This window comes from Ahrensia kielensis DSM 5890, from assembly GCF_000374465.1.
In the GTDB taxonomy this organism is placed as follows: Bacteria; Pseudomonadota; Alphaproteobacteria; order Rhizobiales; family Rhizobiaceae; genus Ahrensia; species Ahrensia kielensis.
In genome coordinates this window covers 521,651-542,543 of the sequence record NZ_KB894529.1, presented here as the reverse complement: position 1 = coordinate 542,543, position 20,893 = coordinate 521,651, and the positions used below count along the sequence as shown (strand labels likewise).

General features: G+C 48.2%; 17 protein-coding genes and 1 tRNA gene. 9 read left to right on the top strand and 9 right to left on the bottom strand.

Annotation, left to right across the window (positions count from 1 at the left end; all coding sequences use genetic code 11):
• Positions 1 to 9 precede the first annotated feature (9 nt).
• From C504_RS0108765 to C504_RS17505, 6 genes are all read right to left on the bottom strand, one after another.
• A complete protein-coding gene (locus C504_RS0108765) occupies positions 10 to 1,887 on the bottom strand; it encodes an ATP-binding response regulator (RefSeq protein WP_018688959.1) in 1,878 nt (625 codons plus the stop codon).
• Positions 1,888 to 2,109: 222 nt separating this feature from the next.
• Complete coding sequence (locus tag C504_RS0108760; protein ID WP_018688958.1) at positions 2,110 to 4,119, bottom strand: putative bifunctional diguanylate cyclase/phosphodiesterase; 2,010 nt, start codon at positions 4,117 to 4,119, stop codon at positions 2,110 to 2,112.
• A 305-nt stretch (positions 4,120 to 4,424) separates the two neighbouring features.
• Entirely contained in the window at positions 4,425 to 5,690 is a 1,266-nt protein-coding gene (locus tag C504_RS0108755) for a TRAP transporter large permease (RefSeq protein ID WP_211097967.1), read from the bottom strand.
• A gap of 53 nt (positions 5,691 to 5,743) precedes the next feature.
• Positions 5,744 to 6,295 carry a TRAP transporter small permease subunit gene (locus tag C504_RS0108750; protein ID WP_018688956.1) on the bottom strand — a complete coding sequence of 184 codons (552 nt, stop codon included), beginning with the start codon at positions 6,293 to 6,295 and terminating at the stop codon, positions 5,744 to 5,746.
• Between the two features lie 58 nt (positions 6,296 to 6,353).
• The gene (locus C504_RS0108745) at positions 6,354 to 7,376 is read right to left on the bottom strand and encodes a TRAP transporter substrate-binding protein (protein ID WP_018688955.1); all 1,023 of its coding nucleotides are present in this window, start codon (positions 7,374 to 7,376) and stop codon (positions 6,354 to 6,356) included.
• 32 nt (positions 7,377 to 7,408) lie between these two features.
• Complete coding sequence (locus C504_RS17505; RefSeq protein WP_018688954.1) at positions 7,409 to 7,969, bottom strand: gluconokinase; 561 nt, start codon at positions 7,967 to 7,969, stop codon at positions 7,409 to 7,411.
• Between the two features lie 115 nt (positions 7,970 to 8,084).
• Here C504_RS17505 and gntR point away from each other — a divergent pair, with 115 nt between their 5' ends.
• Positions 8,085 to 9,104, top strand: coding sequence for an HTH-type transcriptional regulator GntR (gene gntR, locus C504_RS0108735; protein ID WP_018688953.1), 1,020 nt, complete (start codon positions 8,085 to 8,087; stop codon positions 9,102 to 9,104).
• 34 nt (positions 9,105 to 9,138) lie between these two features.
• Here the strand turns inward: gntR and C504_RS0108730 are convergent, their stop codons facing one another.
• Complete coding sequence (locus C504_RS0108730) at positions 9,139 to 9,972, bottom strand: PhzF family phenazine biosynthesis protein (protein ID WP_018688952.1); 834 nt, start codon at positions 9,970 to 9,972, stop codon at positions 9,139 to 9,141.
• Positions 9,973 to 10,090: 118 nt separating this feature from the next.
• Here C504_RS0108730 and C504_RS0108725 point away from each other — a divergent pair, with 118 nt between their 5' ends.
• Positions 10,091 to 10,561, top strand: a complete 471-nt coding sequence (locus tag C504_RS0108725) for an Lrp/AsnC family transcriptional regulator (protein ID WP_018688951.1) — start codon at positions 10,091 to 10,093, stop codon at positions 10,559 to 10,561.
• Between the two features lie 57 nt (positions 10,562 to 10,618).
• Here C504_RS0108725 and C504_RS0108720 read toward each other — a convergent pair.
• Positions 10,619 to 10,704: transfer RNA gene (locus tag C504_RS0108720), tRNA-Leu, on the bottom strand.
• A gap of 196 nt (positions 10,705 to 10,900) precedes the next feature.
• Between C504_RS0108720 and C504_RS0108715 the strand changes: the two genes are divergently transcribed.
• Positions 10,901 to 11,809, top strand: coding sequence for a ribokinase (locus C504_RS0108715; RefSeq protein ID WP_026317334.1), 909 nt, complete (start codon positions 10,901 to 10,903; stop codon positions 11,807 to 11,809).
• Here C504_RS0108715 and C504_RS0108710 read toward each other — a convergent pair.
• Entirely contained in the window at positions 11,806 to 12,753 is a 948-nt protein-coding gene (locus C504_RS0108710) for a nucleoside hydrolase (RefSeq protein WP_018688949.1), read from the bottom strand. The two genes, C504_RS0108715 and C504_RS0108710, sit on opposite strands and share 4 nt — an antisense overlap.
• A 132-nt stretch (positions 12,754 to 12,885) precedes the next feature.
• Here C504_RS0108710 and C504_RS0108705 point away from each other — a divergent pair, with 132 nt between their 5' ends.
• The 6 genes from C504_RS0108705 to C504_RS0108680 all read left to right on the top strand — a co-directional run bounded on the left by C504_RS0108705 (position 12,886) and on the right by C504_RS0108680 (position 20,880).
• Positions 12,886 to 13,305, top strand: coding sequence for an Hsp20 family protein (locus C504_RS0108705; protein WP_018688948.1), 420 nt, complete (start codon positions 12,886 to 12,888; stop codon positions 13,303 to 13,305).
• Between the two features lie 109 nt (positions 13,306 to 13,414).
• Complete coding sequence (locus tag C504_RS0108700) at positions 13,415 to 14,644, top strand: ABC transporter substrate-binding protein (RefSeq protein ID WP_018688947.1); 1,230 nt, start codon at positions 13,415 to 13,417, stop codon at positions 14,642 to 14,644.
• A gap of 33 nt (positions 14,645 to 14,677) precedes the next feature.
• Positions 14,678 to 16,357 carry an ABC transporter permease gene (locus C504_RS0108695; protein WP_018688946.1) on the top strand — a complete coding sequence of 560 codons (1,680 nt, stop codon included), beginning with the start codon at positions 14,678 to 14,680 and terminating at the stop codon, positions 16,355 to 16,357.
• 19 nt (positions 16,358 to 16,376) lie between these two features.
• On the top strand, positions 16,377 to 17,039 hold the full coding sequence (locus C504_RS0108690) for an ATP-binding cassette domain-containing protein (RefSeq protein WP_018688945.1): 663 nt from the start codon (positions 16,377 to 16,379) through the stop codon (positions 17,037 to 17,039).
• A gap of 13 nt (positions 17,040 to 17,052) precedes the next feature.
• On the top strand, positions 17,053 to 19,512 hold the full coding sequence (gene hrpB / locus C504_RS0108685) for an ATP-dependent helicase HrpB (RefSeq protein ID WP_018688944.1): 2,460 nt from the start codon (positions 17,053 to 17,055) through the stop codon (positions 19,510 to 19,512).
• Positions 19,513 to 19,563: 51 nt separating this feature from the next.
• The gene (locus C504_RS0108680; protein WP_018688943.1) at positions 19,564 to 20,880 is read left to right on the top strand and encodes an ActS/PrrB/RegB family redox-sensitive histidine kinase; all 1,317 of its coding nucleotides are present in this window, start codon (positions 19,564 to 19,566) and stop codon (positions 20,878 to 20,880) included.
• The last annotated feature ends 13 nt before the right edge of the window (positions 20,881 to 20,893 follow it).

Sequence of the window (20,893 nt, the reverse complement as noted above, 5' to 3'; positions counted from 1 at the left end):
GGATGTTGCTTATGCAGCATCTTTCTTAAGCAAACTGTTAATACTTTTGATCAATTGCTTGCTGTCTACTGGTTTAGGAATAAATGCGTCTACGAGATTGCTGCTACCTGTTTGCGGGCCATCGATCACACTTACCATTAAAAGTGGAATTGATGCTGTGTCAGGCGATGATTTCAATATTTCGACAACTGCCCAACCATCGATTTCAGGCATTAGGACATCAAGCATAATAAGTTGAGGTTTAACGGCTCTTGCAAGTTGCATAGCACTGGCAGGCTGATCACTCAGAACAGGGCTGTACCCTTCTTTACGCAATATGCGATCAACGAGATTCAAATATCCTTTATCATCATCAATGACCAAAACTCTTGGCGCACTGTGTGTTGTTGTACTTGCCGATAAACCCGCATCGCCTTCTTGGAATGCACGCAAATCAGAAGCAGCATTCATCAATGCTTCATCAACCTGGGTGTGGTTTTCATTTTCTATTTCGTCAGTAATTGCGTTATCAGCAACTTCAAGCGGAACAGTGATTGTAAAGACCGATCCTTCACCGATTGTACTTGTTGCTGTAATGTCACCGCCCATGAGGCGGCATAGATTTCGGCTAAGTGATAGGCCAAGACCTGTGCCACCGAATTTGGCGTTAACAGCTGCATTGGCTTGACTGAAATTCTCAAACAAAGTTGCCAATGACTCTTCTGTGATGCCAACACCAGTATCTGATACCGCAATTTTTAGCATTGGAACTTCGCCTGTAAAATCCTTGGTTGCGGTCAACACAATTTTACCATTCTGGCAGAACTTAGAAGCATTCGACAGAAGGTTGAAAATGGCTTGGCGTGTTTTGGTCAAGTCAATTTTAGCAGCGCCTAATTGCTCGGCTTTCTCAATGACAAATGTGTTGGTGTTTTTAGCTGCCAACGGGCGAGCGGTCATCTCGATTTCGTTTATCATCTGATCGATGTCGACATCTTCGATATACAGTTCGGTTTTCCCAGCTTCAATTTTTGAAATGTCCAAAATGTCGTTGACCATCGCAAGCAAATGCTTGCCGGCAGCACTAATCTTTTGCAAATCAGCAATTTGCTCACCATTGCCATCCAGCTCAGCATCTTCCAGCAATATCTCGGAGTAACCTAACACTGCGTTGAGCGGCGTACGCAACTCATGGCTCATCTTGGCTAGGAAATCAGACTTTGCGCTGTTGGCGCGTTCAGCTTCTTCTTTTGCGAATTTCAAATCATCAAGAGTTGCCTGATGTCGGGCGATTTCGCGTAGTAACCCAGATTGTGAATCGACAACCGATGCATAATAGCTCGACATAAAGAAGATATACATCGAAGCACAGATCAACGATAGCATGGTCACGCCAACCATATCTTCAAGAGGAATGTGCTGCGGAAAAGAACCATCAAGCAAGTAGACAGTGTAGAAAACGCCGACGCCGCCAAAGATCTGTAAAAGCGTTGCCACGCTTGTTTTTATGCCTGAGCCTAAATAGAAAAAGGCGAGCAATGGTGTTAGCAAAAACCACATCAAAAACGGTGAACTCGCACCGCCATATTGATATGCTGTAAACAGAATGATGAAATTTAAGTTCACGGTCGAAGCGAGCGCTAGCGCGCTATACCAATTAGGAAACAGTTTTAGCGCGATTATAAAAGCCCAGAACATAGCAAGTGCTGCTGTTGGGATGTGAACATGCGGCCATGGGGCCGGGTCATTTACAAATAAGAACAGGAAAATTGGGAAGCCTAAAAATGGGCCGAGCAAATGCGAAATAATGAACATTCGAACGCGTTTGAGCTCATTGATGTCGCTTCGCATCTCATCGGGAACAAGACGGTCTGCAAGATTAGCGAAGTAGTTCATCAGATTTGTCATTAAGCTAGGCCCTTGTTTTGCCGCAAGCGCGGCTTCCTACTTCGCTTAATTTTTCATAAAATTGTAAATAACAGCTTAGCATTGTATTATTGCTAAACTTCACGCCTCTACCAGTGGGGCGCTCACAGGTCACGCTTTGACGAAATCATGTAGAATGAGAGCGTTTATGCAGCGCTTCAAGACGGAATTGCTTGGAATCAGTCTCTGATTGGTCTTAGAGCGCTATGCGTAGAGTTTGGTTTCATGGTCGAAAAACACTGATAGAGGAGCCGGTTTTCCAAGTAGATAACCTTGTGCATGTGTGCAACCTGATGCACGCAGAATATCATATTGCTCTTGAGTCTCCACACCTTCGGCCGTTGTTTCCATACCAATATTGCGTGCTAAAGCTGCAACTGCGCTAATGATGGCGCCTGATTGCTGATCCCGAAGAAGTTTCAGAACAAAAGAACGATCAATTTTCAGGCGATCAAACGGGAACATATTGAGGTAATCTAATGTTGCAAAACCGGTGCCAAAATCGTCAATAGCGATGGTGATGCCAAGCTTCTTGATCTCGATAAGCTCTTCCATCGCGCCATTGACATCTAACAAGACCGAGCTTTCTGTTAGTTCTAATTCCAGTTGTGCCGGATTAACACCAGTGCGTTTTATTGCAGCTTTAACATGCGCCAACAGTTCACCTTTACCCAATTGGAGCGGTGATACATTGACGGAAACTTTTTCGGTTAATCCATAGGCTTTGATGTTACTCAAGGCGCAGCTAATTGCATATTTGCCCAATAAATCAATGAGGCGATTTTCTTCTGCAACGCTTATGATGCGATCTGCTGGAAACCAAAGATCGCTTTTTTCAGGCCAGCGCACAAGCATTTCAAACCCAATTCGAGCGCCTGTTTGAAAAGAACAGATTGGTTGAAAATGAAATTCTAATTGGTTGTTGCGACAGGCTTCAATAATCGCATGATTTTCTTCATCTCGAAGCTTAAGTTCTGCGGCCATACGTTCGTCAAAGATTTCAAACGAATTACCACCGCGCGCTTTGGCACGGTACATAGCCATATCGGCCTGATGGAAAAGCTCTTCGCGTGTAATCTTGCCGCCTTGCCCAAATGCGCAACCAATACTTGCGGCAGGTTTGATTGTTTGTCCGCGAATGAGAGCCTCACGCATGAGGTTGGCTTGTAATTTTGTCAGATCAGCTTTTACTTTTTCAACATCGATGTTCTTCGTGACATAGGCAACGGCAAATTCATCGCCGCCAAGTCGTGCAACAATTGCCAATTCACCGTAATGCTCACTCATTCTAAAAGCGAATAGTTTGAGCAATTGGTCGCCAGATGCGTGTCCGTATTGATCGTTAACAGGCTTGAAATCATCAAGGTCGATGATCACCATGACAACATTGAGATGAGATTCTATCAGCTCTTTAAACTCGGTTTCGAATGCATGCCTGTTGAGCAATGATGTCAAAGAATCATGATGCGCAGCATAGGCTAGCTTTGTTTCGGCCTGCTTTGCTTCTGAAATGTCATGGTGCGTGCAAACCCAGCCACCTTCCGGTAAAGGCCGGTTGATTGTTTGAATTGTGCGAAAGCCATTTATCGTTCCAGTTTGTACGGTCCCGCGATTGGCCGCCATGTCTTCAAGCAAGGCTTCACTAAATATTTTTGGATCGCCAACGAAATCGCCACGTTCAAACTCGCAACTAAGAATCTCTTGAAGGGTCATTCCTTCATAGATTTCGCCTTCGGGCTTGTTGAACAGGTCAAGATATTGCTGGTTCCAGAACCGAAGCCGGCCCTCGGCGTCAAACACATTCAGACCATGATCAACATTGTCGAAGATTGATTGGAGTTTATTCAGTTCTCGCTCGGTGTCTTCTATGTTTTGAATAGTGCCGAAAACACGGGGGGTATCATGCAGATCAGTTTTCACTTCGCCAAAAGTACGGACGCGAATTTGCTCGCCATCTGCTCTGATCAATCTTAGTTTTAGATCCCACGAAGCATGCTTTTCAATCGCAGCAGTTACAGCTTTTGTTATGATAGCGCGATCATCGGGGTGATAGAACTCGATTGCTGTTTCTATCTTTGGTTCATAATCCAACGGTACGCCGTGTATTCGTTTGGTTTGGCTTGTCCACTCAAGTTTATTGTTCTTAAGATCCAATTGCCAGCCACCAACGCCGGACACTTCCATAATACGTTCGATTGTGAATTCTTCGATCAAGTCGTTTCACCAATAAATAGCCGCACCAGAACAGTGTCGGCAAAGTCCGAATTACATTTTGCCTTCCAGCGATCTTCTGGATCATGAAGAATCGCACGCTTAATTATCCGGTTGCTAACCAGTTAATTGAGCGCTGCCGCAACGGAATTTTCCCGATCGGTGGCAAATAGAATTGGCATTTAAATCTTAAGATTAGGTCAACTGTAGCGCCGAGTTCGGCTATAAAGTGTGTATATCGACTGACATGCCACGCGACAGGGTCTTGTATTGATCATGCAGGACCATGTCGCGTGCTTCTTGATATTTTATCGCCCTGTAATTCCGGGGAATATGATCAGCATTGTCAGTGCCAAGATTTGCAATGCAATGAACGGTAGAAGTGATTTGAAAATCGTCGCCAGCGAAATGTCAGGCGGTGCAACGCTTTTCAAATAAAACGCAGCAGGACCAAATGGCGGTGACAAGAATGATACCTGCATATTCATACAGAACACCACACCAAACCAAACAGGATCGTACCCTAACTCTGAAATGATTGGTACGAATATAGGCATTGTCAAAAGCGCGATGCCGACCCAATCAAGGAACATGCCCAAGACGAACAAGATAAGCATCATGAAGAGCAAGATGATAACGCGGTTATCAGATATGCCTGTGATTAAATCAGACACGAAATTGATGCCGCCCATCAGGTTAAAGACGCCAACAAGGGCACTTGCACCGATGCCGATCCAAACGATCATGCCGACCGTCTGAAGCGTTTGCAGAGCAGCGCCCTTCAAAAGGTCTAGCGTGAATTCACCGCGAATGATGGTTGAAAGTAATACGCCAGCAACACCGACCGCCGATGCCTCTGTAACACTGGCAATGCCGCCATAGATCGAGCCTAAGACGCAGACTACAACGAGAAGCGGTAAAATAAGCCCTTTTAAAAGACGAAGCTTCTCGCTCATAGGCGTTTCATCGTCTTGCTCAGGAATGGGAGCCATAGCCGGATTTAAATGAGCGCGCACAAGGATATAAATGACATAGAAGCCCGCAAGCATAAGCGCTGGCAAAAATGACGCGGTGAATAGATCGCCGATGGAAACATTGGCTGTTAAGCCGTAGATGATCAGAACAATAGAGGGGGGCAGCATCGTGCCAAGTGCACCGCCTGCGCAAACCACGCCAATTGCCAGATGTTTGTCATAGCCAAGGCGCAGCATTTGGGGCAGGGCCACAAGTCCAAGCAGAACGACTTCGCCGCCAATAATGCCGCTCATCGCGGCCAAAATAACAGCAACGAAGATGGTTTGAATGGCAATGCCGCCGCGAAGACGGCCGCCAACAAGACGCATAGCGTCAAACAGATCGCGCGCGATGCCAGAGCGATCAAGTATTGCCGCCATAAGCACGAACATTGGCACTGAAACAAACACAAATGATGAAACAAACGAGTAAACGCGGCTTGTTATCAGCGGCACAACCATCGGTCCAAACCAGCCGAGGGCGAAGATAAGCGCCACGAGGAGAGTAACATAGGCCAATGGAATGCCGGTTACGAGTAAACCCAGCAGCATAGCGAACATTAAAAATGTGCCGCCTCCAATGCCGAGTTCTTGAAATGAGCCAAAGAATTCCACTAGTTGCGACCCCGCGCGTAATTATAGGCAAGAATAATAAATTGAACGGCCATCACAGCCATAATAACGAGTAGAAAAATCTTTACGGTTCCCGGAAAGATAGGGTCCCAAGCGCTTCCAGAACGCTCTAGTCTTATGCTGCCGTCTGGTCGAAAAGCTGCACGCAAAACCATTGTATAGGCTGCCCAAGCAAACATGGCGCTAGCGGCGGCGCAAACAATAGAAATGATAACGTCAAAGATGCGCCGAATGCGCGGCGGTATGACATCGTAAATTAAAACGACACGGATGTGGCTGTTACGCGCGGTGCAATATAGCCCGCCATAGATGAAGGCCATACCGCAAAGAAAGATCGTGGTTTCGTGCGCCCAAATAGTCGGTGCATTGAATACATAGCGCAAGATAACTTCGTTCATCAGGATCAGCACGGATAGAACGATGCCAGTAGCAAAGATAATACCAATACGATCAATCCAGCGACCCAGCCAACCTGCTTGCTGAATGGCGCCCGGATCAACATTGTCATGAACCGGTTTTTCTGTTTTGGGCATTTTAGCCTCCCCGCGTAAGAGAATCGGGCAAAGTGCCCGATTCCTTGTTAGCCAATGCTTATTGCATTAGGCCGTTTTCTTTCAGGTATTTAGTCAAAACGTCATAGACTTTTTGGGAGTTTTCAGAACGCTCTGCAACTTTCGCCCATTCGCCTGTGGCGATAGTACGGAATTTCGCACGTTCTTCCGCTGACCAGTTTGAAATGGTAACTTTGCCACCTGCTTTGGCAGCCTCAACAGCTTCCATGTCTTTAGCAGCAAGTGCCGCAACTTGGTTTTGCGCAAATTCGCGTACGCTTTCTTCAAGCATGGCTTTCGTTTCATCCGGCAAGGCGTCCCATTTTGCCTTGTTCATTGAAATTTCAACCAATGGCATGGAGTGGAAGCCCGGATATACAGGGTTTGTTGCAACGTCATGCATGCCCTGCGCTTGGTTTGTTGAAAATACAGAATAATCTGCCGCGTCGATCACGCCTTTATCAAGCGAAGTAAACACTTCAGAGCCAGGTAAGTTCACCGGTGAAGCACCTGCGGCTGCAAATACTTGTTGAACAAGTCCTTCTGGTGCGCGGAGTTTCAAGCCTTTAAGGTCATCAACGCCGTTAAGTGGCACCTTGGAAACAAATGCTTCCAGACCTGGAGTTGTTGCGCCAATGAAATGAAGGCCATATGGCTCCAACAATTCATTCATTAGCTCTTTGCCGCCACCTTCGTTCATGAATGCGAACATTTCTTCAGGCGCTGACCATGCGCCAACTGGGTTTGCAACTAGGCCAAAAGCTGGATCTTTACCTGCGAAGTAAGATGTATCGGTAATATGGCCATCCAAAATACCTGCGGCTATGGCGTCTTGAGTTTCATTATGCGCGACGATCGATTCAACGGGCAATAATTCAATAACAATCTTGCCGCCTGACTTTTCAGCAACAATCTCAGCCCATCCTTGTTGAAGGATGAAATTCGGATTGCCAGCAGGGTCTGAAGATTGGAACTTCAATGTCATTTCCTGCGCATAGGCAGAAACGGACATTGCTGCGCTTACTAAGCCGACAAGTGCGAGTTTCGAAATTTTGTTTATCATGCGGTTTTCCTCCGTTGCATGTGTTTTCGTTCTCAGCCAGTAAATTGTTGGCTGACATTGACCCTCAAGCCGTTTTTATGGGCATTATCGAGGTATGTGACGATCTGTTCTATGATCGTCGTCAAAGGCTGGTTGCAGTCGAGCGTTATGCCATTTTCCTCTTTTGCCAGAAGCTCAAGAGAGGCCAGTTGGCTTTCAAGTAACGCCACGCCGACAAAATGAGATTTTCGCGCCTGTAGTCGCTCGGCTAAAATGTTACGGTCAGCGCTCAAATGTATGAATAGCGCGCCAGAAAGCTGAGTGCTGAGTAGCTCTCGGTATGAGCGCTTGAGCGCAGAGCATGCAATCACAGGATTGATGCCGTCATCTGCTGCAAGCGCAGTTTTAGCAACAGCTTCAAGCCATGGTATACGGTCTGCATCTGTGAGTGCGATACCGTTCGTCATTTTTGTGCGGTTTGAGGTTGAATGAAAGTCGTCCGCTTCAACAAATGGGCGATTTATATTTTTCGCCAAAGCTGCGCCGACAGCAGATTTACCTGCGCCGCAGACACCCATAATGATGATTGATGGCGATGTCGCGCTCGCATTCATGTGAATTTTCCTCCGAGGGACAATAAAATGGTAGCGCTAACATTTGTCAAGTGATAAATTACATTCTAGATGTTGCCAACTGCGAGTTTCGAGCGCCGACTGGATTAGAAATAAAATGAAATCAACGGGTGTAACTATTGCAGATGTTGCGCGTGAGGCTGGCGTGAGCCCCATGACCGTATCAAGGTCACTGCGTGAGCCAGAGCGCGTATCAGCTAAATCACGTGAACAGATCGCGGCAGTTATAGAGCGTTTGGGTTATGTGCCCGATCCAGCGGCGCGGGCGCTTGCTGCTGGCCGCACAAACGTCATTGGTGTCATCATTCCGTCTGTGACCAATAATGTTTTTGCAGATGTGATGCGCGGTATTTACGGCGTGATTGAAGGTAGCCAATGGCAGGTGCAATTGGGTAATTCACGCTATGTGGCTGAAACGGAAGAGGCGTTAACACGCACTTTTTTAAGCCAGCGACCTGCCGGATTAATTGTTTCTGGAATCGATCAAACAAAAAAAACACGCGAGCTCTTAAAAAACGCACCGTGCCGCGTTGTTCAAATCATGGAAATTGGTGCATCGCCTATCGATATGATGGTGGGGTTTTCCCATAGCGACGGTGCACGCGCAGCAACACGGCATTTGATTGATCGCGGATATAAGCGTCCGGGGTTTTTGGCAGCGCGAATTGATCCACGGACGCAGCGGCGCATGGAAGGGTTTGAAGATGTTACGCGGGCTGCTGGCATTTTTGACCCGAACCGCATTTTGACGACGCCTGCGCCATCCTCGGCTGCGCTTGGCCGAGATTTAATGGCTCGGTTGCTGGAGCATGCGCCTGATACAGATGCAGTACTGTGTAACAATGATGACTTGGCGCTCGGAGCAGTGTTTGAATGTCTGCACAGAGGCATAGATGTTCCAAACAATATGGGAATTTGTGGTTTTAATGACCTAGAGATGATGGCCGCCGCTTACCCCGCGATTACCAGCGTCAAAACCTACCGCGAAGAAATGGGCCGCATGGCTGCAACAATGTTGTTGCAAACTCTGCAAGGTGATGAACCTGAAAAGCCCGTTGTTGATTTAGGATATTCTGTGATGGCGCGTGAGAGCACAGCTCGAAAGCCAAAGAGCTAACACGCGCCTAAATGAGGTCAGGGACTGTGAGCGGTTATGCCATATAGCGAGCCGTCCCAGATATTTGAATTGAGCTGCCTTTTTCGCCCGACACTGTTGCTTTTATGAGCGAGCGAGCGCCCATGTCCTCACCTTGGATGATGTTAATTTCCCCGCCTGACAATTTCCCGCTATCGCGCAAATAGCCTGCAAAAGCAGCAGCTGCGGCTCCTGTTGCAGGATCTTCTAATACACCGCCAGAAGCGAAAGCGTTTCGCACATGAAAGAGCCTTTCACTTTCTTGCCAAACAAGCATGATGGTGGTGAGGCTCATTGCATTCATTAAAGTGCGGCCAGCATCAAGATCATAGTGCATAGCGGCAAGCTTTTCGAGGCTGTTTAAGTTAAGGACAATATGGTTGGCGCCAGCACTGATCAACATTGGGGGCATGTCCTTATCGAGGTCGTTAGCATTATATCCCAAAAGTTCGAGGATCGCGCCCAATGTCTCCGCCACAATCTTGCTGTGTGATGTTGGCGGTGACTGTAGGGATGCGCTGTAGACCTTTCCGTTTTGGCTGCCTTCAATCGTGATTTCAGTATGACGTAAAGATAATGTCCAAACGTTGGGACCAAATTGATCAGCCAAGGCTGCACCCAAAGCAATTGTCGCATGCCCACAAAAAGGCACTTCGCTTTCAGGCGAAAAATACCGCGTCATCCATTTCCCATCAGTTTGACGAGCTGCAAAAACTGTTTCTGAATACCCAACTTCAGCAGCAATCTTCTGCATCTGTGCTTCGCTTGGTAATTCCTCAATTATCATAACGCCCGCTGGGTTACCGCCAGTTTCCGCATCGCTGAATGCTGCCACTCTTAAAATCGTCATGTCATTGTTCCTGATTGATGAAGTCTGGTGTTAAGATAACAAATTGATGGAGTTTGCGATCTGCATATTTCAAGGTATAATTCCTAAATTCTTTTTGAACTGTAGGTAAATTAAAGAAATGCCCTCCCAATATAAGGTTGTTGATAGCGTCGACTTAAAAATTCTATATGAATTGGATAAGGCTGGGCGCATTTCTTATTCTGAGCTTGCCTCAAAGGTCGGCATGTCTAGCCCAAGCGTTGCCGAGCGCGTTAAGCGAATGGAAAGTGCTGGAATAATCAGGAATTTCACCGTTGATATCGATTATGGAGCGCTTGGTCAGGCGCTCGAAGCGATCGTTAGAATTAAGCCAAGGCCGGGCAATTTGCACATTATCAAGAGCATGATCATCGAGGAGCCGCGCTTCACAGCCTGTGATGCGGTGACAGGGGATGATTGCTTTGTCTGCCGTTTGGTTTTCGGTGAGATGAAGGACCTAGACGCTATTCTTGAGCCATTTCACGAAAAAGCAGAAACAAATACCGCAATAATTAAATCATCGCCGGTGCGCCGCCGTCTGCCACAAATTAAAGCTTCACAGCTGCGTTAGGTATTTTAGTAAGCAATTTGTAGGTGGTGCAAAAAGCACATTTATCGATCAATGATGTGGTGCCAGAAGAGGACTCGAACCTCCACACCCTTGCGAGTACCAGCACCTGAAGCTGGCGCGTCTACCAATTCCGCCATCTGGGCACGTTATTGGTGAGCCGATTTACGGTTTGGTATTTTGCAAGTCAATAAGCCAATTGTATCAAGCTCGCAAAAATCCTCTTGCTTGATGTGATTGATACCTGACAATGAAAATGCATTCTGATAGCACGAGTGAGCATCATTTTAGATGGTTCTAAGAAGCTTCGTGAATGCTAAGTATGAAGGCAAAGGGATATTTATGATAATCGTTGTTGGCTCAATCAATCTTGATTTAATCGCCCGTGTTAAAAAAATACCTTTGCCCGGTGAAACAGTCTCAGGGTCAAGTTTTGCAAGCGCCCCCGGCGGAAAAGGCGCCAATCAGGCATTGGCCGCAAGGCGGGCAGGCGCGGATGTCTCAATGATCGGTGCCGTTGGCGAAGATGCAAATGCAGAACCTGCCTTGGCATTGCTTAAAAGCGCAGGCGTGGATTTGGGCGGTGTCGCGGCGATCACAGAGGGCGATATTTCTACTGGCGTTGCGATGATTTTGGTTGATGAAACCTCTGGGGAAAATCAGATTGCAGTTATCGCTGGGGCTAACGCTTGTGTCGATGGTGACAGCTTAAAGGGCGCTTCGATTAAAGCGGATGATATTGTCGTCTTGCAGATGGAGGTGCCTGATGCGGCAAATCTTGCAGCCATCAAGGCTGCACAAGAAGCTGGGGCACGCTCCATTCTTAATATTGCACCTTACGGTGAAGGGGCCGTTGAACTTGCCAAGCACGCCGATATCACCATTGCCAATGAAACAGAATTTGACGATCTGAGCCAAGCTTTGAACCTGAGCGGAAATGACCGCCGTGAAAAAGCGCACGCCTTTTGCCAAACCTTTGGCAAGGGCCTCATCATAACGCTGGGCGCAGATGGTGCCTTGGCGATCATTGATGGCAAAGAATATTCTGCAAAATCGCCCAAAATTGAAGCTGTTGATACAGTGGGCGCAGGAGATACTTTTTGTGGTGCGCTTGCTGTTGCATTGAGCGAGGGACAGCCGGTCGAAGCAGTACTAAAATTTGCATGTGCTGCGGGAGCTTTGGCTTGTTTGCAGGCCGGAGCGCAGCCAGCGATACCGCTGCGCGCCGACATTGATAAAATGATTGCTTAAAGCGTGGCGACGCGCTCGGTAATCAAATCAAAGAAACCTTGTGCGTCAATTTGATTGAGAACCATCGCGTTCTTTTTGCGATCCGTCACACCCCACCAGTCAATCACTGTCATGCCCATTGTGAGTTCGGACTGAGTTTCGATCTCCACATTACACATCCGGCCAGAGAAAAGTTCAGGCTTGATAAGATAAGCTGTCACACAAGGGTCGTGAAGCGGGCCGCCGTCGGTGCCGTATTTTTCTTCATCAAAACGTTCAAAGAAATCAACGAGATCAGCCGTGGCGTCGCATACCTTTGTGCCTTTAGCGCGAAGGGCATCAATACGCTCTTTTGTTGTTAAAGCTTTGTGTGTGCAATCAAGCGGCGCCATGACAATGGGTATGCCCGATTTGAAAACAATGTCGGCAGCTTGTGGGTCGACATAAATATTAAACTCAGCCGCAGGCGTTATGTTGCCACCTTCAAAAAAACCACCACCCATCAAAACGATCTCACGTATTTTAGGGGCGATATCGGGCGCTTTTTGCAATGCGGTTGCGATGTTTGTAAGCGGTCCAAGCGGACAGAGCGTTATGTGGCCTGCATCATGTGCGCGAACCTGTTCGATGATGAAGTCAACGCCGTGTTTATCTTGAGGCTGCATTGTTGGTTCAGGTAAATCAGGGCCATTTAAGCCTGTATCACCATGAACATGTTCAGCCGTTACCAGCGGCCTGCCAAGTGGACCTGCCGCACCGGGAAAGACTTTAGTGTCTGTTTTTCCAGCCAACTCACAAACTTTGAGGGCATTTTTAACGGTCAAATCAAGCGGAACATTGCCCGCGACGATTGTAAGCCCAAGCACATCAAGCTCAGGGCTCGCAAGAGCGAGTAAAATTGCAATTGCATCATCTTGGCCAGGATCTGTATCAATAATGATGGCGCGCGGATCATTGTTTGCCATTTGTCGTCCGTATCTTTCTTGAAAATGTGATTCTAAGTGACCATACTTAAGGTTGAAGCAAATGCCAGTAGGGTTTGTTTCTTATGTCGCTTAAAATGAGGGCATGGCCAGCGAAATCTGGTCTGATAGATTATGACACGTATGACCACTTTTTCCAGTCCGCTTCTTGTCGGGTTTGAAGCTATAGAAAAATCACTTGAGCGGGTTGCGAAATCTGCTGACGGCTATCCACCTTATAATATTGAGCGCATGCGCCATGAGGAAATGGATATCTTGCGGATCACGCTTGCCGTAGCGGGCTTTGCCATCGATGATCTTGATATCACGACCGAAGACAGCCAGTTGGTTGTGCGCGGCAAACAACGCGATGATAGCGACCGCGATTTCCTTCACCGCGGCATTGCTGCGCGCCAGTTTCAAAAAGCATTTGTATTGGCCGATGGTATGCGGGTTTTGGCTGCTGAGTTGAAAAACGGCTTACTTATGATCGATCTTGATCGTCCGCGCCCTGAAAAGCTTGTAAAAAAGATTGCGATTTCTCAGACAGATTAACCACAGCTGTTTGTATATCACTACTTTGTGAGTTGAGCGCTCTATTGGTGAATTGACCTTCGAGCGTTCTACATGTTCAAGATGTCTCATAATTAATTGGGGCATCGAAATGATCAAGAAAATTAGTCTATGGACCGCACTGAGCGCAGCGTCTCTTTCTTTGACAAGCCATGCCTTTGCAGACACTGATTCCAAAATCTGGGATATGGTTGTTAAAGAAGCCGAAGGCCAGACTGTCTATTGGAATGCTTGGGGCGGATCGACTCAAATTAATGACTATATCGAATGGGTCGGACAGAACCTTAAAGACACCTATGGCATTGAAGTTGTTCACGTTAAATTAGACGACACTGCAAATGCAGTTTCCGCAGTCGTTGCTGAAAAAGCTGCTGGCAAAGATGAAGATGGCTCTATTGATTTGATTTGGATTAACGGAGAGAACTTCGCATCCATGAAGAACCAAGACCTGCTCTATGGTCCCGATTGGGCGCAAAACCTTCCAAATTGGCAATATGTAGACGTTGAGAACAAGCCAACGATTACAACAGATTTCACCATTCCAACAGATGGCATGGAATCGCCCTGGGGAATGGCAAAGCTTGTCTTTTTCCACGATAGCGCCCGTACTAAGGCGGATGAAATGCCAGACAACTCTGATGATCTGCTTAAATGGGCAGAAGAGAATCCTGGCCGTTTTTCCTACCCACAGCCACCGGATTTTATTGGCTCAAGCTTCCTCAAGCAGATTTTGATAGAGCAGGTCGAGGACGTGTCGCTGCTTCAGCAACCCGCCGAGGATGTGGATTTTGAAGCCGTCTCCAAGCCGTTGTTTGATTATCTTGATAAGCTGCACCCAAATCTTTGGCGTGAAGCAAAGGCTTTTCCGCGCGACTACCCATCAATGAGCCAATTATTGGCTGATGGCGAATTGGAAATAACATTTGCCTTCAATCCAGCAACCGCTTCAAGTGCGATTGCGAACGACGAGTTGCCCGATACCGTGCGGTCCTTCACATTTTCAGGCGGCACATTAGGCAATACGCATTTTGTTGCCATTCCGTATAATGCCAATGCAAAGGCAGGCGCTCTGATCTTAGCGAACTTTCTGATTTCACCAGAGGCACAATTGCGAAAGCAGGATCCTGCATTTTGGGGTGATCCAACCGTTTTGGCGATGAGTAAATTGCCAGAAGAGAAAGCCGCAGAATTCAGCGCACTTGATCTTGGCGTGGCAACATTGCGCCCTGATGAGCTTGGGCCAGCATTTGACGAGCCGCACCCAAGCTGGATGGCTGTAATCGAAGAAAAATGGGCATCTCGTTACGGTGTTGCCAATTAATTTCTTTTTGGTTGAGCAAGGGCGGGTAGGCTAATGCTGCGATATTCACCGCTCATTGCATTGCTGGTTCTGGCTGTGCCCGTTTTATGCGGGTTAGCTGGAACCGTGCTACCAGCATTTGGCTATTTGCCAGCTTTAGGGGGCGAAGATTTTTCGCTGCTTCCTTTTGGAGAGTTGTTTTCGCAAACAGGTATTTGGCGCTCAATTTCTCAATCGTTTTTTATAGGCATCATCTCAACCGCTCTATCTGTTATGCTTGTCGCAGGCTTTGTGTCCGCATGGTATGGCACGCGCCTTTTTAAAAAAGTTCAATATCTCGTTTCACCACTCTTATCCGTGCCCCATGCTGCGGCGGCATTTGGCTTTGCGTTTATGATTGCGCCTTCGGGGTTTTTCGCACGCCTGTTTTCACCATGGCTAACAGGGTGGGAGCGGCCGCTAGATTTATTGATCGTCAACGATCAGCTTGGCCTTGCGCTGATTGCCGGATTGGTCGTGAAGGAAGTGCCATTTTTATTGTTGGTAACGCTTGCCGCCTTGCCGCAAATTGCAGCAATTAAATCGTCTCACCTTACGCAGTCTTTAGGGTATGGCCGCATGGCAGGTTTCCTGCTTTCGACATGGCCGTCGGTTTACAGGCAGATAAGACTGCCTATATTTGCCGTTATTGCCTATGCAAGCGCCAATGTGGATATGGCAATCATTCTAGGCCCAGCAACGCCATATACTTTGCCTGTGCGGCTTGTCGGCTGGATGAATGATCCTGATTTAAAGATGCGCTTTATGGCCTGTGCCGGTGCGTGTGTGCAAATTGCAGTCACAGCTTTTGCATTATTGGTTTGGATACTCATCGAACGCTTTACCGGCGCTGCATCTCGAAGCTTGGCCGCAAAAGGAAACCGCTACACGCATGATTGGGGCTTTCGCGTTACGGCATCCGTTTTGATGACAGCATCAGCATTGATCGTATTTGGCGGTTTGCTCGTTCTTGCCCTTTGGTCCGTATCGGGTCTGTGGCAGTTTCCAAACACATTGCCCAATACACTTTCGTTTAAAAACTGGATGCGAGCGCTACCGGGGCTTTCGCAACCATTGATAACAACGATCATTATTGGGGGAGCGTCGGTCGCAATTTCCATAATAATTAGCTTGGCCTGTTTGGCACGCGAACAACAAACGGGGCGTAATGGCGGCAATCGGGCTTTGTTATTGCTTTATCTGCCTTTGCTGGTTCCACAGATTGGCTTTCTTTTCGGCCTTCAACTTTTGCTCCTCAGTGTGAATGCGATAGCCAGTTGGACAGCGTTGATATTGGTCCATGTGGTGTTTGTTTTGCCCTATGTGTTTTTATCGCTTTCTGCGCCTTGGCGCGCATTTGACAAGCGCTATGATTCAATCGGTGCAGCGCTTGGATCATCAAATTGGCGAATCTTCTGGCGCATACGCACGCCCATGTTGCTGCGCGCGATATTGGCTGCATGTGCCGTTGGTTTTGCCGTTTCAATCGGGCAATATTTACCCACTTTGTTGATTGGCGCAGGGCGCTTTCCGACAATTACGACCGAAGCCGTTGCACTTGGATCGGGCGGTAATCGGCGTATTATTGGCATTTATGCTTTCATGCAGATGATGCTGCCATTTATCGGGTTCTTACTTGCATCAACACTGCCTGCTTTGATTTTCCGAAACCGCCGCGGCATTACAGGTCTATAGAAAGAACATTGGTTTTCTTATGAGTTACGCTTCAACAGGTCTTAAAATCGATGGTGTGCGTATCAGCCTTAACGGGCGTGAGCTTTTGGCTGTTGACCACCTTATCAACCCAAAGGAAGTGTTGACGATCATGGGGCCATCCGGCTCCGGTAAATCTACATTGCTTGCTTATATTGGTGGTTTCCTCGATCCTGCATTCGAAGCGGAAGGCGATGTATATTGCAGCGACATGAATATTACATTGGTCAAGCCGCAGCAGCGTCGCGCAGGGCTCCTGTTTCAAGACCCGCTATTGTTTCCGCATATGTCGGTGGGCGGTAATCTTGTTTTTGCGATGCCGGCAGATATTCAGCCAAAGGCAGAACGGCGAAGCCAAGCTGAACAAGCCTTAACCGATGTTGGATTGGACGGCTTTTTTGAGCGTGACCCTGATACATTATCAGGTGGCCAAAAGGCACGTGTCGCACTGGCGCGCGTGCTTATCTCACGTCCAGCCTTTTTGTTGTTGGATGAGCCGTTTTCAAAGTTAGACGCTGATCGCCGCGCACAAATGCGAGAATTGGTATTCGAAAACGCTAAGCGCCGCTCACTCCCTGTATTACTGGTGACACATGACCGCGAAGATGCACTTGCAGCAAACGGAACCATCATAGAAGTCGGTTCCCAAACCGCAGGTCAGTAGGCTAAAAGCCCCTATGATGAAGTTTGATGACCTTCCGGTTTTGGATGTATTGCCCGAGATAAAAAATGCTTTGGGCAGTCAGCGCAGCGCAATCTTAATTGCACCGCCAGGTGCTGGTAAAACAACAGCCGTGCCGCTTCAGCTTTTGGGTGAAGAATGGCTGGCGAATAACAAAATAATCATGTTGGAGCCACGGCGTTTGGCAGCGCGTACTGCTGCGCGCCGTATGGCGTCCAGCTTGGGCGAACCGGTTGGCAAGACGGTCGGCTATCGCATGCGTTTTGATACAAAGGTCAGCGCTGAGACAAAAATCGAGATTGTCACCGAAGGCGTGTTTCAACGCATGATTGTGGATGATCCTGAACTGGGCGGCATTGGCTGCGTTATCTTTGATGAGTTCCATGAGCGCAGCCTTGATGCCGATTTCGGTCTGGCTCTGACGCTCGATGTGATGGAAGCGCTGCGCGACGACCTGCGCTTACTGATCATGTCTGCCACACTTGATGGCGCCCGTGTTTCTACTTTTCTCAAAGGTGCGCCTGTCATTGAGAGCAAAGGTCGTATGCATCCGGTGGATATAAAATATCTGCCGCGCCGTGCCGATCAACGCATTGAAGATGCTATGGCGACTGCGATACGCAAAATGCTGATGGAGGAAGAGGGAAGTATTCTAGCCTTTTTGCCAGGGCAGGCGGAGATAAGAAGAACGACCGAGCGTCTAGAAGGAAAGCTGCCTGCAAACGCGTTCGTAGCGCCGCTTTATGGCGCGATGGACATACGAGATCAGGACTTGGCCGTTGAACCGCCGCCCGCTGGAAAACGTAAAATTGTGCTGGCAACATCCTTAGCTGAATCGTCCATCACCATTGATGGCGTTCGTATCGTCGTTGACAGCGGCCTTGCGCGGCTACCATCCTTTGAAGCCAACCTTGGCATTTCACGCCTAGAGACAAAGCGTGCATCAAAGGCCAGCGTGACACAGCGTGCAGGTAGGGCGGGCCGTACAGCGCCGGGTGTATCTGTTCGGTTATGGCAAGAAGAACAAACGGCAGCTTTGCCTGATTTTGAATTGCCGGAAATTATGCAGGCAGACCTGTCTTCTTTGTTGCTTGATTGTGCAAGCTGGGGCGCAAGCGGGCCAAGCGCACTACAATTTCTTGATCAGCCGCCTCAAGCGCACATAAACGAAGCACAAAAATTACTGGTTGAACTTGGCGCGCTTGATTCTAGCGGTGCGATCACACCCAAGGGCAAAATCATTGGCGCATTGGGCCTTCAGCCCCGTTTGGCAGCCATGATTGCTGCAGGAACATCGCAGAAGGATTGCGAACGCCGTGCAATGCTGGGCCTTCTGATCAGCGAGCGTGGTCTTGGCGGAAACCATGTTGATCTTGCCAACCGTTTTGAGCGCATATGGCATGATGGATCGCCGCGTGCGCGAAGCGCAAAGCACATGGCCATGAATATGGCTAAACAGGTCAAAGTGATTACGAAGGGCGATGAGGTGTCTGTTGGCCTTATGCTTTGCGATGCTTTTCCAGACCGCTTGGCACGGCAGCGTGATAATCAGGCTGGCAGCTATATTCTTGCCAATGGCCGCGGTGTCATGATTGAGGAAACAGAAGCCTTAGCAAGCCATAGATTCTTAGTGGTAACCGACATGATCGGATCGGCGACCAATGCCCGTATTGTTTCAGGCGCTGCGATTGAAGAAAGCGATGTGCTTGAGCGTTTCGCAGATCAAATCATTGAGCGCGATAGTTTCACATTCGACAAGTCATCTTTGCGCTTGAAAGGACAGCGCACGCGCCAATTAGGAGCGATTACGCTGAGTGCAGCACAAGTTGCTGTTCAGCCAAGCGATGCGGCAACCGATGCTCTTATCGCTGCTATACGGCGCTATGGTTTGAATATCCTTCCTTGGAACAAGGCTTCCACCATGTTGCGTGCGCGGCTTTCGTGGCTTCATATTCATCAAAATGATTGGCCGTCTGTATCAGACGATGCGCTATGTGATGCCTTGGAAGAGTGGCTTGCACCATTTCTAGTGGGCAAAACAAAACTAACGGAACTGTCCGATAATGATATTGTAAATGGGTTGATGAGCCTTGTGCCATATCAATTGCACGCGCAGTTAGATCAACTTGCACCAACGCATTATGTGGTACCGACGGGGTCGAAAATACCGCTGACATATAATGCCGATGGTGCTGGGCCGATTTTATCCGTGCGGGTGCAGGAGTTGTTTGGTTTGGCAACGCACCCCTCAATTTGTGATCGCAAAGTGCCGCTGACAATCGAAATGTTATCGCCAGCGCATAGGCCAATTCAATTAACACAAGATTTGCCGGGTTTCTGGTCGGGTAGTTGGCGTGATATGCGCGCTGATATGCGTGGTCGATATCCACGCCATGAGTGGCCAGAAGACCCTGCACAGGCTGCGCCAACACGCCGCGCCAAGCCTCGTAAATAATACGCTATGAGATGGCTGTTTATTTGGATGATTTAGCGCGACAATACGTGGATGGTAATGGATATTGATCTTGATGAAATAGACGGCTTTACAATCCGCCGTTTGCGACTTGCAACACTCACCGCCACACGTTGGCTGGCCGTGCTTGGACAAAGTTTGGTCTTGGCAATAGTTGCGGGCTATCTTGAGTTCCCGCTTCCGATAATGCCTTCCATTGCACTTATTGCGGCCTCGGCAATCTTAAATATCTTTGTTACGTGGATGTATCCTGCAAACCAGCGCTTGGAACCATATCAAGCGATGGCCATCTTGCTGTTTGACATTGTTCAACTTGCAGCACTGCTTTATTTGACGGGCGGGCTAACAAACCCATTTTCGATTTTGCTCATTGTTCCGGCCATTATTTCGGCGGCAACATTGCCTGTTAGGTACACGTTCCTGCTGACTTTGATCGTCGCGGTTGCCGCTTCAATTTTAGGATTGTTTCATTTGCCGCTCCCGTGGGAGGCAGGTAGCTCTCTCATTATTCCGTTTGTATTTGTTGTTGGGCTTTGGGGCGCTTTAATTTCTTGTCTGTTGTTTGCAGTGCTTTATGTTTACCGCGTTGCAGCCGAAGCACGGCGGCTGTCAGATGCACTTGCAGCAACAGAGCTGGTCATCCAGCGTGAACAACATTTGTCTGCCCTTGATGGTATGGCCGCCGCCGCTGCCCATGAGCTCGGAACGCCCCTTGCGACGATCAGCCTTGTTTCAAAGGAAATGGACCGCGCAACATTTGAGGACGATCCACTTAAAGAAGATATTACATTGCTGCGCACGCAGGCCGACCGTTGCCGTGAGATTTTAAGCCGCTTATCAACGCTTGGAACTGACGACGAAGACCCGATCACCCGTATGCCGATCATGGTTATGATTGAGGAAATCGTTGCCCCACACCGTGAATTCGGTGTTGAGATTTCAACGATTGTCACAACCAAAGATACACCAGAGCCAACAGTGCTGCGCAATACAGGGCTGATCTACGGCCTTGGGAATATCGTTGAGAACGCAGTCGATTTTGCTAAATCAAAAGTGTTGGTTTTTGTAAGTTGGGAAAATCAGCGCATAACAGTTCATGTGCAAGACGATGGTCCAGGCTATGCGAGCGAGCAATTGACCAATCTTGGTGAGCCAGACATAAGAAATCTGCGCGGGGCAGAGCGCAGCCGTGAAGGCAGTGAAGGATTGGGGCTCGGCATATTTATTGCTAAAACGCTTATTGAGCGTGCCGGCGCCGATATAGTATTTGCCAATGGGTCTATCCCCGGCGTTGGCGCAGATGTAAAAGTTTCGTGGCCTCTTACATCCAAAAGCCGATTGAGCGCGTAGTATTTATGAAAGA

Coding starts and splice junctions, on each gene's coding strand:
- C504_RS0108710 (WP_018688949.1), bottom strand. CDS start 12,753: ATGGCAAACAATGATCCGCGCGCCATCATTATTGATACAGATCCTGGC.
- gntR (WP_018688953.1), top strand. CDS start 8,085: ATGAAATCAACGGGTGTAACTATTGCAGATGTTGCGCGTGAGGCTGGC.
- C504_RS0108715 (WP_026317334.1), top strand. CDS start 10,901: ATGATAATCGTTGTTGGCTCAATCAATCTTGATTTAATCGCCCGTGTT.
- C504_RS0108755 (WP_211097967.1), bottom strand. CDS start 5,690: ATGTTCGCTATGCTGCTGGGTTTACTCGTAACCGGCATTCCATTGGCC.
- C504_RS0108745 (WP_018688955.1), bottom strand. CDS start 7,376: ATGATAAACAAAATTTCGAAACTCGCACTTGTCGGCTTAGTAAGCGCA.
- C504_RS0108725 (WP_018688951.1), top strand. CDS start 10,091: ATGCCCTCCCAATATAAGGTTGTTGATAGCGTCGACTTAAAAATTCTA.
- C504_RS0108680 (WP_018688943.1), top strand. CDS start 19,564: ATGGTAATGGATATTGATCTTGATGAAATAGACGGCTTTACAATCCGC.
- C504_RS0108695 (WP_018688946.1), top strand. CDS start 14,678: ATGCTGCGATATTCACCGCTCATTGCATTGCTGGTTCTGGCTGTGCCC.
- C504_RS0108730 (WP_018688952.1), bottom strand. CDS start 9,972: ATGACGATTTTAAGAGTGGCAGCATTCAGCGATGCGGAAACTGGCGGT.
- C504_RS17505 (WP_018688954.1), bottom strand. CDS start 7,969: ATGAATGCGAGCGCGACATCGCCATCAATCATCATTATGGGTGTCTGC.
- C504_RS0108765 (WP_018688959.1), bottom strand. CDS start 1,887: ATGACAAATCTGATGAACTACTTCGCTAATCTTGCAGACCGTCTTGTT.
- C504_RS0108705 (WP_018688948.1), top strand. CDS start 12,886: ATGACACGTATGACCACTTTTTCCAGTCCGCTTCTTGTCGGGTTTGAA.
- C504_RS0108750 (WP_018688956.1), bottom strand. CDS start 6,295: ATGCCCAAAACAGAAAAACCGGTTCATGACAATGTTGATCCGGGCGCC.
- C504_RS0108690 (WP_018688945.1), top strand. CDS start 16,377: ATGAGTTACGCTTCAACAGGTCTTAAAATCGATGGTGTGCGTATCAGC.
- C504_RS0108700 (WP_018688947.1), top strand. CDS start 13,415: ATGATCAAGAAAATTAGTCTATGGACCGCACTGAGCGCAGCGTCTCTT.
- hrpB (WP_018688944.1), top strand. CDS start 17,053: ATGATGAAGTTTGATGACCTTCCGGTTTTGGATGTATTGCCCGAGATA.